Raw genomic sequence first — 12,856 nt, forward strand, 5'->3', positions numbered from 1 at the left:
TTTAATAATTTAATCTACTTTTATTTTAACCTTAAAAAATAGTTAATGAATTAAAGATTCTTAAAGGTACCATTTATTTTTTAAAATTTAAAAAAATAAGAAATGAAAATATGATAGATAAAATGAATAGTTTGAATATTTAAAATTTATTAGGGGTGATTTTAATGAAAGCAGCTGTCTTAGAAGAATTTAATAAACCGTTAGTAATAAAAAACGTTGCAGATCCGGTTCTTTCTGCAGATGGGGTTATTTTAAGACTAGAAGCTACAGGTGTTTGTCGTTCTGACTGGCATGCTTGGCAAGGACATTTAACTGCACCTACATCCGAGAAGCTTCCTCATATTTTAGGGCATGAAATGAGCGGTGTGATTGAAGAAACGGGAAAAAACATTAAAAAATTTAAAAAAGGTGACCGTGTTATTGTTCCGTTTAATCAAGGAGATGGAGTCTGCCCTTATTGTGTAGCCGGACGTCACAATATTTGTGATAATCGAAAATTAGTAGGGTTTGACTTTTATGGAGGATTTGCATCACATATCCATATTCCTAATGCTGACTTAAATTTATTTCATCTACCAGAAAATGTTAGTTTCATAGACGCAAGTGCGATGGGTTGTCGTTTTATGACTGCTTATCATGGTGTTATGTCACAAGGGAAAATTAAAGCGGGCGATTGGGTTTCCATTTATGGTGCAGGAGGAGTTGGATTGTCTGCCATCCAAATTGCTGTGTCAGCAGGTGCGAATGTAATTGCTGTAGATATAGGGGACGATAAATTAGATCTGGCAAAAAAATTTGGTGCAGTCGCTTCAATTAATAGCAAACGTGACGATGCGCCCCAAGCAATAAAGGAAATCACAAAAGGAGGTAGTAACCTCTCGATTGACGCATTAGGCATCCAAGACACTGTAATCGGATCCATTATGAGTCTGAAAAAAGGTGGTAGGCATGTTCAACTTGGTCTAAGTCCAAATCCAGGAGGAGGGATGACTCCTCTACCTTTAAATTTAATATTGGGATATGAACTTGAAATCATTGGTTCTGCTGGTATGCCTATGCCTGAATATTCTACTTTAATACGCATGGTCGAGATGGGCCAATTACAACCTGGTAAATTAGTCACAAAGGAAATCTCTTTAGAGGAAGTTAATCAAGCTTTTGAAGACATGAATAGTTTTTCTGGAACGGGAATGACGGTGATCACTAAATTCTAAACTTTTAAGGATTAAGGAATGGTCACACATAGATTTTGATTGTTTTTAGCTTTATCTAAAAAAGAGGAGTGTAAAGAATGGAAAATAAGTTCACAAAACAATATATAAATGGAGTTTGGCGTGAAGGTTCTAGTGCGTCTTATTATAATAATACGAATCCTTATAATGATGAAGTAATCGTTCGTTTCAAATTAGGTAATAAAGATGATATAGATGAAGCGTATGAAGCTGCAAAAAAAGCTCAATTAGAATGGGCAAAAACATCTCCGGAAACGCGCAAACAAGTTCTTTTAAATGTGGCACAAATTATTCAAGAGAGAAAAGATGAAATTATTACATTATTAATTCAAGAAACAGGATGTTCATATACTAAAGCTATGGCTGAAGTGTTAGGAAGTGTTCCATTCCTTTCAAGTATCCTTTCCTGTGCTGATCAAGTGAATGTCCCGATTGATTTGCCAGTTAATTCGGGTGGAAAAGTTAATCGAGTAATCCATCAACCTGCAGGAGTCGTAGGAATTATTTGCCCATTCAATTTTCCTATCATTTTAGCGCTACGAGCAATATCCCCTGCAATTGCAGTTGGAAATGCAGTTGTTTTGAAAGCTGATTTGCAAACACAAATCACGGGAGGAACACTTATTGCGGAAGTGTTTGAACAAGCAGGACTTCCAAAAGGTGTATTAAATATGGTGAATTTTGATGTTGCCGAGGTGGGTGACTATTTCGTTGAACATCCCATTCCAAATATTATTTCATTCACGGGTTCTACAAATGTTGGGCGTCATATTGGATCATTATGCACAAAAAATATGAAGAGAGCCTGTCTTGAATTGGGTGGTAATAATCCTGTCATTATTTTAGAAGATGCCGATTTGGATTGTGCTGTAAATGCGATGGTATTTGGTAAATTCAATCACCAAGGTCAAATTTGTGTGATTGCGAACCGTATCTTGGTGCATCGCAAGTTATATTCAACTTTTATCGAAAAGTATGTTGAACGTGTTAAGGAAGTAAAATACGGTGACCCAACCGACCCAACAGTCTTTTTAGGACCTCTTGTCAATGAAAGACAGATCCAAAAAGTATTACAGCTAGCAGAAACGGCTAAAAGAGAAGGTGCAACGTGTCTGTTAGAAGGAAAACGAATAGGAAATATTGTTACTCCTTATATTTTTGGAGATGTAAAAAATGATTCTACATTAGCACAAACTGAGGTTTTCGGTCCAATTGCATCAATTATTCCTTTTGATACTGAGGAAGAAGCACTTACATATGCAAATAATACTGAATATGGGTTATCGAGTGCGGTATTCACGAAAGATGAAGAAAGAGGTCTTAGATTTGCTGAAAAAATAGAAAGCGGAATGTGCCATATAAATGACATTTCAGCTAATATGGATCCGACAATGCCTTTTGGCGGAGTTAAATTATCTGGTATGGGCCGTTATGGTGGTCGATATAATCTGGAAGAGTTTACAAATGTCAAATGGATTTCAATCCAAAAGGGACAACGGAAATATCCAATTTAAAAAAGAAAAAAGAAGATCAAACAATTTGTGTTTGATCTTCTTTTTTGAATTCTAATCCATTACAAGTATCTGCTATTTAAATTCTATTAAGCATTATGGATATCCTTTTAGTTTAACTTTACTTAACATACCTTTTAAATCTCAAACTTTTAAATATGAATAAATGAAACTATCATTAATGTAATGATTCTTATTATTGTGAATTTTTAAAAAATTAATTTATAAAGACTCTGTCATGGCATGTCTTTAAAAATCATATGGAAAGGAAGATTCCGATGTCATTAGCTTTAGAATCTTTACGTGTTTTAGATCTCACAAGATTATTACCAGGACCTTTTTGTACTATGCTACTCGCGGATTATGGTGCGGAAGTTATTAAAGTAGAAGATACAGGATTAGGTGATTACATAAGAAATAGAGAGCCGAAAATTGGAGAAAATAGTGCAGTATTTCATTCAGTAAATCGAAACAAAAAAAGTATTTGCCTAAATTTAAAAACAGTACAGGGGAAAGAAATCCTTAAGAAGCTCGTCGAGCATGCGGATGTCCTTGTTGAATCATTTAGACCAGGAGTAATGGACCGTCTTGGTGTTGGATACGACGAGCTAAAAACAATTAATCCAAGACTTATTTACTGCGCAATTTCTGGATATGGACAAACTGGCCCTTATGCCAATAAGCCAGGACATGATTTAAATTATATAAGCTATGCCGGAATACTTGAATATATGGGAGAACGTGGTAGTAAACCGGTTATTCCTTCTATACAGGTCGCAGATCTTGGCGGTGGAGCTCTTATGGGAACGATAGGTATATTAATGGCGATTGTTGAAAGAGAGCGCTCTGGCAATGGCCAGTTCATTGATGTTTCGATGCTGGATGGGGCACTGTCATGGCTGCAACTTACCTTACCAGATTTTCTAGCTTCCAACATACAACCAAAACGAGGCGAGCATAAATTATTCGGTAGGAACGCTAATTACGCAGTATATGAGACAAAGGATAATCGATATTTATCAGTTGGATCAACTGAACAAAAATTTTGGAATGAATTTTGCAAAACGATAGGTAGGGAAGATTTTTGCCAAAAAATTAACTCATCTATAGAGGAACAAGATCAAATGAAAGCTGTCATTCAATCTATTATTATACAAAAAACTCTTCAAGAGTGGATGGAGATATTCGATTACGTAGATACGTGTGTGACTCCATTAAATAGATTTGAGGATCTAGAGAAAGATCCACATTTAATCGAAAGAGAAATGATTCAAACTCATCATGACCCTGAGGTTGGCGATGTTAAACTTATTGCTCCTCCAATTAAAATGTCTAAAACTCCTGGAACTATAAGAACATTAGCCCCTAAATCAGGGGAACATACTGCAAAAATCTTGAATGAAATGGGCTTTACCAATGAACAAATCGAGATTTTAGAAAACGAAGGAGTAATTTCCGGAACCTTTAGTAATTCATCTGTTCAATAAGGTGATAGTTACCCTAAATACCTAAAATTCAATAAATAGTTTTTACTTAAAATGGGGTGGAAATATGAGTATTAATAATTCAAAAGTTGAAGACAACACGATAACGATCATTAAGAACAATGTGTGCTTAATAAAAATGAATAGACCAGATATCCGCAATCCAATACATGACATGTTCGATGGTTTAATGGATACTTTAGAAAAGATTCGAGATGATGACCAAGTAAAAGCAGTCATTTTAACTGGAGCAGAACGTGTATTTAGTGCGGGCGGAAATTTAAAAGCAAAAAGAGATGTATCTAACTTCTTTGCTACTCAAAAAAGAGTGAAAACGTTTCATAAACTTCTATTCGTGATGAGAAATTTAACTAAACCTATTATAGCTGCAGTGAATGGAGTTGCTGCAGGGGCGGGTTCCAGTTTAGCTTTAGCATGCGATATGGTTATTGCTTCACGTTCTGCTTCCTTTATTCAAAGCTTTGTTAAAGTTGGTGCACTTCCTGACATGGGCGAAATTTATTTTTTGACAAAATTGCTTGGACCTCATCGTGCTAAAGAACTAATGATGTTGGGGGATCGTATTTCAGCTGAAAAAGCTCACCAAATTGGATTGATAAATGAAGTAGTAAATGACGATGATTTATTAGCTGTGGCATATTCGATTGCGAATCAAATCGTAGCTGGTCCTAGTTTGGCAATTGGAATGATTAAACAATTAGTCAATCAAAGCGAAAATTTAAGTTTAGAAGACTTATTGGAATTAGAAGCTTTTGGACAAGGTGCCTGTTTCCAAACAGAAGATTTTAAAGAAGGGGTTTCTGCATTCATTGAAAAACGCACGCCTATTTTTAAAGGGAAATAACTTATTCTATAAAAATAGTTATTTATTAAATAGCACGATGATAATGAATTGCTATAAAAGACTATATTTAAGATAAAATTTTGGTCATATCTATTGTTCTACTCATTACTGAAAATTAGATAAGCTGGATTAGACATACTCAATTAATAGACAACTTTTTGATTTGGAGGTTTTACTATGAATATTGGAAGTTCTATTGGTAGGAACGCAAGAATAATACCAGATAAAGTTGCAATTTATTCTCAAGATAAAACATACACATTCGATCAATTGAATCGTATTGTTAATCGGCTAGCGCATGGATTAATATCACTAGGAATTAAAAAAGGTGACAAAATCTGTTTGATGATGAAAAACACCGAGTACTTTCCAATTGCTATGTTTGCCGCATCAAAAATTGGAGCAGTAACTGTACCGATAAACATTCGATTAACAAAAGCAGAAGTTGCATACATTGTTGATCATTCGGATGCAAGATTAATCATCTATGATATTGAATTTGGTGATCTAGTTGAAATTGCACGTTCCAGTAAAGTGGTACATTGTATTTCTGTTCAGCAAGCAATAGTTAATGGACATTTGTCTTTTGATTTTGTATTAACGGAAAATGAAAAGGATCCTGATGTTGTAGTAGAACAACATGATGATTCTCACATACTTTACACTTCCGGGACAACTGGGAAACCAAAAGGAGCTTTATTTGATCATTATGGTGCCGTCATGCTCGCTTTTAATAGTTTAGGTATAAAAGGTGAAAATATAGAACATTGCGTTATACAATTTATGCCATTTTATCATGGTGGAGGATTTAGCTCGCTATATAAAAGCCTTTTCTTAGGTCAAACAATTGTTATTCAACAAATTTTTAATCCAGTTGAGGTTTTAAAGGCTATTGAAAAATATAAAGTAAGTTATATGCTTGCAGTACCTACAATGTATAACATGATTCTTCAGGTTCCTAATATTGAACAATATGATATTTCTTCTCTTAAAACTCTAGTCTATGGTGGAGCATCCATGCCTTCTGAGCTGCTTAGGTTATGTATGGAGCGTTTTAACTCAGCTCAGTTTGTTAACAGATGTGGATTAACTGAAGGTGGACCTAATGGAATCGTTTTATTTCCGGAGGATCATAAGGAGAAATTTGGTACTAGTGGAAAAGCAAGATTTTTAATGGAAGCTAGGGTGGTGGACCTAGAAGGTAATGATATTGAACCAGGAGAAATCGGAGAATTAATTCTTCGGGGTGATATGGTTATGAAGGGCTATTATAGAAATCCAGAAGCAACTGCAGAAGCACTTCGTAATGGCTGGTTATATACAGGAGATATGTGTACGATTGATGAAGACAAATTTATTACTCTAGTTGATCGCAAAAAGGATATGATTATTTCCGGTGGAGCCAATGTTTATTCTATAGAAGTAGAAAACGTGTTGTATTCATTTGAGGGGGTACATGAAGCAGCTGTTATTGGACTTCCAGATGAAAACTGGGGTGAAACAGTATCAGCTATTATTGTCCCAAAGCCTGGGTATGTAATTGAAACAGAAAAATTAATTGAATTTTGTCGCAAGCATCTTGCTGGGTACAAGCTTCCACGGAAAATTTTTTTCATGGATGAATTGCCGAGAAACGCAACAGGAAAAATCCTTAAGTATAAATTAAGAGAGGATCATTTGAAAAAAACTTCTTCTCACCTAATAAATTAATTTTATTGAATTGTAAAAGTTTGATATAGAAAAATCATCACCTATACCGAACTAAAAATACAGACAAGAAAATAATAACTGCCTTATAAAGTTTTGCTAATATATTACTTTTTATTTAACATACCTTTTAATTTGTAAACTTTAAAATACTAAAGTAGAAAACTATTATTAATATAAAGGATCTAAAAAATTCTGAATGTTCAAAATAAATTGTTTATAAAGGAGTGGAGAAAGTTGAGTAAAAAAGCAAAAGTAATTGGCGTAAATATGGTACCGTTCACAAAACCTGGTATGAATGAACCTTATGAAATAATGGCTTCAAAAGCTGTAATTGGGGCTTTGGAAGATGCGGGAATTGATTTTTTCGACATTCAACAGGCTTATGCAGGTTATGTTTACGGTGATAGTACTTGTGGTCAGAGAGCTTTATATAATGTTGGGATGATAGGTATTCCAGTAATTAATGTCAATAACAACTGTGCTTCTGGTTCAACTGCTCTTTACATGGCAAGACAAGCTGTAGAGTCAGGGGCAGTCGAATGTGCATTAGCTTTTGGTTTTGAAGAAATGAAACCTGGAGCTTTGAAATCTCACTGGAATGACCGAACTCCAGCACTTGGATGGGTAGATAATCGATTGACAGAGCTATGGCCCGAGGCCCCAGAAGCACCTAGAGCAATCAGGTTATTTGGAGCAGCGTGTAATGAGTACATTGAAAAGTATAATGCCAATCCAGATATTTTTGCTAAGGTAGCAGTTAAAACAAGGAATCATGCGACACAGAATCCCTATTCACTTTTCAATAAGCCACTAACAGTTGAAGAAGTGCTAAGTTCTCCGACGCTAATACCTAATATGACACGACTGATGGCATGTCCTCCTACCTGCGGAGCTGCAGCTGCTATAGTGTGTAGTGAATCTTTTGCAAAAAAACATGGGATTACAACTGCGGTGGAAATCGTTGGACAAGCTCTTACGACAGATACGAACGATACGAATGACAATCTCATCAACTTAGTTGGTGCAGATATGACCCGTCGCGCTGCCAATCAGGTTTATGAGGCAGCTGGTATTGGTCCGGACGAGATCGATGTAATCGAATTGCATGACTGTTTCACTCCAAGTGAAGTCATTACATATGAAGGGCTAGGACTTTGTGAATTAGGTGGCGCCGAGAAATTTATTAATGAGGGAAATAACACATATGGTGGGAAAGTAGTTGTAAATCCTTCTGGTGGGCTCATGTCAAAAGGTCACCCAATCGGAGCAACTGGACTTGCCCAATGTACCGAACTAGTGTGGCAGCTTCGTGGTCAAGCTCAAAAACGACAAGTTGAAAATGCTAGAGTTGCCCTACAACATAACTTAGGTCTTGGTGGTGCTTGTGTTGTCACAATGTATCGCTTGGGCTAATAGATGATCTTGTTTAGTAAGCTATTTATTTTATATAAATATAAATTTATAGAGAGGAAGATTTGAATGGTTAAATTATTAGAAAATCAAGTTGCAATCGTTACTGGTTCTGGAGCCGGAATTGGGAAGGCAACTGCCTTATTGTTTGCGGAACATGGTGCTCGTGTTATGGTTGCAGACCTTGATGAAAAGCTAGCAGCTGAAACGGTTGCTGAAATCAAAAAATTAGGAAGCGATGCTGCCTCGATTTGTGGAAATCTTTTAGATCCAGAATTTCCAAAGCAAATTGTGGAGGCTACTATAGCGACATTTGGTAAACTTGACATCCTAGTAAATAACGCTGGTTATTGCCTGGACGGTTTACTTCATAAAATGACTGACGAACAGTTTTTAGAAATTGTGAACATTCATTTAGTTGCTCCATTTCGCCTTATTCGTGCTGCATCCCCTTATATGCGAGACGTAGCGAAGCAGGAGATTGAGCAGGGAATCGTTCATCACAGAAAAATTATTAACGTTTCTTCCGGTTCAGGAACAAGGGGAAATATGGGACAAGCCAACTATTCTTCTGCCAAAGCAGGGGTCATTGGACTTTCGAAGGTTGTTGCACAGGAGTGGGGCCAATTTAATATTAACAGCAACGCAGTAGCATTCGGTTTCATTGATACGCGTCTGACACGTCCAAAAGAGGAAGGAACTGTCATTAATGGAGAGGTTGTAGGAATTCCTGACAAAGTGCGTAATTTGTTGATTAACAAAATTCCACAAAAACGAATTGGCACTGCAGAAGAGGCTGCTGCAAGTATTCTATTCCTAGCATCACCACTATCTAATTATGTTAATGGTCAGGTGCTTGGTGTAAATGGTGGTTCAATTACTTAATTTTTAACAAGTAAAATTAAGTGATTTTTAAAAGTTATTCATTATTTAAAAGAGGTGAATGAAATTGTCTAAAGTAGAAGAATTAGTTGGGCTAAAATTTGAACCATATACATTGGCGGTAGAACAAGGAAAAATACGTGAATTAGCACGTGCTATTGGGGATGATAACCCTATTTACTATGATTTAGAAGTAGCAAAAAAAGAAGGGTATGAAGGAATTCCGATTCCACCTACATTTTTTCAAGTAATTGATTTGTGGGGCGGATTAGGCTCAACAGAAAAAATGGAGAAGATGAAATTAAACCTCGTTCGTGTGTTACATGGAAAGCAGGAATATGAATATCTTGGGGATATTGTAGCTGGAGATGTACTTTCAGTTACGAGTGAAGTTGTAGATGTAGAAACAAAAACAGGCAGAACTGGAGTAATGGAGTTCATCACTTCGGAAAATCAATATAGAAACCAAAGAGGCGAACTGGTAGCCAAAGCAAGAAGCACAATCGTGCATCGTTTATAAGATCGCCATTACAGAAAGGAGAAATGAAGGATGTTTTATGAAGATATTCAAGAAGGGTATGAATTCCCGGTATTGATCAAGGAGCCTGTCACTCGCGTTCAACTTGTACGATTTGCAGGTGCTTCTGGAGATTTCCATCCACTTCATTTAGTTGAGGAGGTCGCAGAGAAAGCCGGCATGAAGATTATTGCGCACGGTATGTTAGTTATGGGGATGCTATCGCAAGGAGTTACCTCATGGGTTTCTAGAAAAAACATAAAAAAATTATCAGTCCGATTTAGCAAAATGACGTTTCCAGGAGAAACTATTCATATAGTAGGGAAAGTGTTGGAGAAAAAGGATGATAATACTGTACTAGCTGAAGTGCTTGCAACGAATGAGGATGGGGAAGTGAAAGTGGCAGGAACTTTTGAAGCTACTTTACCTTCCAAGAATTAAAATTTTGTCACTTCACTATCATTTTATTGCTTGCTCGAAATTTTTATTTAAAGTTACTACATTATTAGTTATTTAATCTAACTCCTTCTTCAGCTTACTCACCAGACTGTTGAAGGGGCAGAAGCAGTCAAGTAGATTTCTAGACTGTCCCTGTTCCTTCAAAAATTGGAAATATAGTTGGAGAAGGAGTTGTTTATTTAAATTGAATTATTTCAGACTGAAAAATTCAATCTCTAGAAGCTAATTACAATGATTTTGTAAAAAATTAAAACTAGTTTGTGAAGAAAGAAAAAGATTTAAAAAATTAAATCCAATACATTTCTTACACAGAGAGGATAATGAGCATGGTGAAAATCATAAACAATCCTAATGGAGACTATGATGTAATTATTGTCGGTGCAGGTTTTGCAGGTATCACAGCTTCACGTGAATTAAGTTATCGCGGCTTTAAAACGTTGATACTAGAAGGAAGAGATCGTATTGGCGGTCGGACTTGGACAGATAATCGTCTAGGGGTAGATCTTGAATTAGGTGGAACATGGGTTCACTGGGGACAGCCTCATGTATGGACAGAGATTACACGTTATGGATTAAAGCTTACACCTTCTCCAGATAAAGAGGCTGCCTATTGGTTTGAAGAAGGAAAGTTGAAAAAAGGAACTAGAGAAGAATTTTTTGCCATTCTAGGACCAGCTCTTGCTAAATTTTTAGAGGAAAGTGAGTTACACATCCCTTTTCCTTACGACCCACTAAATTCTCCCACTATTGAAGAAATTGATAAAAAATCGGCGATGGATCGATTAAATGAACTAAATTTAGATCCTATTTCAAGCGACCTTTTAAAGGTTTTCTTAGAAACAGCATATCAAGGTTCACCAGAATTAGGCGGTTATGCAACACTTCTTCATTGGCATTCTCTCGCTTTTCATGATATTAAACTAATGCTTGAAATACTGGGGAAATACAAATTAAAACATGGTACTAAGTCCCTTATCGAAGAAATAGCTAAAGATTCCAATGCTGACCTTCAAATTTCTACAATTGTTTCTCTTGTTGAAAAAGTGGATGACTTGTATATGGTGAAAACTAAAGATGGGGGACAATTCACTGCAAAAGCAGTTATTATTACAGCCCCACAAAATGTATTGAAAAATATTAAATTTAATCCTGCTCTATCAGAACTTAAGCATATGGCATCAATTGAAGGACAAACTAGTCGAGGAGTTAAATATTTTGCAAGATTACGTGGCAAGTATGAGAAATTTGCTTGCTATGCTCCTTCAGGCAGTATTTTAAGTAGTTGCTACAATGAATATGAAGTTGATGGTGACACTATTGTTGTCGGATTTGGTCCTGACGCTTCTAAAATCGATGTTAATGACTTGCCAGGTATTCAAAGAGAAATTCGCAAATGGCACCCAAAAGCTGAAGTCGTAGCATGTACAGGTCATAACTGGACAGCAGACGAATTATCTGGTCAAACCTGGAATATGCAAAAAAAGAATCAACTAGTTCGATATCTCGATGAATTCCAACGTCAAGAACAAGGTGTGTTCCTATCAGGTTGTGACTATGCAAGTGGATGGCCAGGTATGATTGATGGAGCTATTGAAAGTGCACTAGTTGTAAGTAAAAAAGTTGAGAGATACTTAAATGTAGAAGCTGCTACCTTACAAAGTAAATGAAATAATAGTTAGAAACTAACACAATAAAATAGAAGTGTTTAAACAAACCCCTCTATTTTTATGGAAATGTTCAACAAGGAGAGAATGACTCAAATTAACTTAAAACTTATGTATGATTCTAAGAGGTGATTTGAATGACATTAGCTTATTTATTTCTTTTATTTGTACAATTTTTATATGCAATTCCGTTGGTAATAAGTCAGGTTGCACTTGAACAAATTCCAATATTTTTATTTTTAGAAATAAGCTTTATCGCCGCTTTTGTTTTCTTACTTCCACTTGCTTTGATGAAAGAAAAAGTAAATTGGACAAATCTAGGTAAAAAAAATATCGGGAAATTATTATTACAGGGGCTATTATTTAATGTTGTTTTTAATATCTTTTTGTTATTAGGAATAAGTCATACAAGTGCAACTGATACAGGAATCATTACAGGTACATCACCTGCACTTATACTAATCCTTTCATATTTTTTACTTCGTGAACGTATAAAGTTGCTTTCCATCCTTGCTATTTTTTTAGCAATAACAGGTGTTGTTCTCCAATCTTTTATAAGTTTAGGAGAAAGTCCAAAGACTTCTTTATTAGGGGATTTCTTTGTCATTTTAGCCATACTTACTCAATCCTTTTTTGTTATTTTTTCAAAAAAATTTGCAGCAGATGTACCTCCGATTACAACTGCTACTTTTATAATGCTTGTAGGAGTAATATTTTTTATACCTTTAGGTATTATGGATGCACATAATTTTAAATGGGATTCAGTTTCAGCATCTAACTGGTGGATTGATATCATATATGGAATACCAGGAACTGCACTCCCTCTAATCCTTTATTTCTATGCTATTAGAAGAGTACCCGCAAGTACGGTTGGTATTTTTTCAGCGCTTCTTCCAATTTTAACGACGGTAACTGCCGTTCTAGCACTAGGAGAACCCATAACAGTAGCTCTGTTCGTTTCTCTTTGCTGTGTTGTGCTATCCATTGTTCTAGCTGTATTAGTAGGGAGAAACAATAAATCTGATGTTTATTTAAATCAAACTAATAATGATCTAAATGAAGTTAAATATTAAGTGCCCAAATGCATAATTAAAAGTAATAGCAAGAGATGATTTTTTATTT

Annotated in this window: 11 protein-coding genes; all 11 read left to right on the forward strand. The window is 35.6% G+C overall.

Annotation, left to right across the window (positions count from 1 at the left end; all coding sequences use genetic code 11):
* The first annotated feature begins 164 nt into the window (after window positions 1–164).
* Window positions 165–1,214: a zinc-dependent alcohol dehydrogenase family protein gene (locus MY490_RS05115; protein WP_248268264.1), complete on the forward strand. Its 1,050-nt coding sequence runs from the start codon at window positions 165–167 to the stop codon at window positions 1,212–1,214.
* A gap of 77 nt (window positions 1,215–1,291) precedes the next feature.
* Entirely contained in the window at window positions 1,292–2,746 is a 1,455-nt protein-coding gene (locus tag MY490_RS05120; protein ID WP_248268265.1) for an aldehyde dehydrogenase family protein, read from the forward strand.
* Window positions 2,747–3,021: 275 nt separating this feature from the next.
* Window positions 3,022–4,230 carry a CaiB/BaiF CoA transferase family protein gene (locus MY490_RS05125; RefSeq protein WP_248268266.1) on the forward strand — a complete coding sequence of 403 codons (1,209 nt, stop codon included), beginning with the start codon at window positions 3,022–3,024 and terminating at the stop codon, window positions 4,228–4,230.
* A gap of 64 nt (window positions 4,231–4,294) precedes the next feature.
* The gene (locus MY490_RS05130; RefSeq protein WP_248268267.1) at window positions 4,295–5,092 is read left to right on the forward strand and encodes an enoyl-CoA hydratase/isomerase family protein; all 798 of its coding nucleotides are present in this window, start codon (window positions 4,295–4,297) and stop codon (window positions 5,090–5,092) included.
* A gap of 177 nt (window positions 5,093–5,269) precedes the next feature.
* On the forward strand, window positions 5,270–6,802 hold the full coding sequence (locus MY490_RS05135; RefSeq protein ID WP_248268268.1) for a long-chain-fatty-acid--CoA ligase: 1,533 nt from the start codon (window positions 5,270–5,272) through the stop codon (window positions 6,800–6,802).
* Between the two features lie 234 nt (window positions 6,803–7,036).
* Complete coding sequence (locus MY490_RS05140) at window positions 7,037–8,215, forward strand: lipid-transfer protein (RefSeq protein ID WP_248268269.1); 1,179 nt, start codon at window positions 7,037–7,039, stop codon at window positions 8,213–8,215.
* 66 nt (window positions 8,216–8,281) lie between these two features.
* Window positions 8,282–9,097 carry an SDR family NAD(P)-dependent oxidoreductase gene (locus MY490_RS05145; RefSeq protein WP_129688034.1) on the forward strand — a complete coding sequence of 272 codons (816 nt, stop codon included), beginning with the start codon at window positions 8,282–8,284 and terminating at the stop codon, window positions 9,095–9,097.
* A gap of 64 nt (window positions 9,098–9,161) precedes the next feature.
* Window positions 9,162–9,614: a MaoC family dehydratase N-terminal domain-containing protein gene (locus MY490_RS05150; protein ID WP_129688035.1), complete on the forward strand. Its 453-nt coding sequence runs from the start codon at window positions 9,162–9,164 to the stop codon at window positions 9,612–9,614.
* 30 nt (window positions 9,615–9,644) lie between these two features.
* Window positions 9,645–10,052, forward strand: coding sequence for a MaoC/PaaZ C-terminal domain-containing protein (locus MY490_RS05155; protein WP_248268270.1), 408 nt, complete (start codon window positions 9,645–9,647; stop codon window positions 10,050–10,052).
* Window positions 10,053–10,396: 344 nt separating this feature from the next.
* Window positions 10,397–11,737, forward strand: coding sequence for a flavin monoamine oxidase family protein (locus MY490_RS05160; protein ID WP_248268271.1), 1,341 nt, complete (start codon window positions 10,397–10,399; stop codon window positions 11,735–11,737).
* Window positions 11,738–11,871: 134 nt separating this feature from the next.
* On the forward strand, window positions 11,872–12,807 hold the full coding sequence (locus MY490_RS05165) for a DMT family transporter (protein ID WP_248268272.1): 936 nt from the start codon (window positions 11,872–11,874) through the stop codon (window positions 12,805–12,807).
* Window positions 12,808–12,856 lie beyond the last annotated feature (49 nt).

Source organism: Gottfriedia acidiceleris (assembly GCF_023115465.1).
GTDB classification, from domain to species: Bacteria; Bacillota; Bacilli; order Bacillales; family Bacillaceae_G; genus Gottfriedia; species Gottfriedia acidiceleris_B.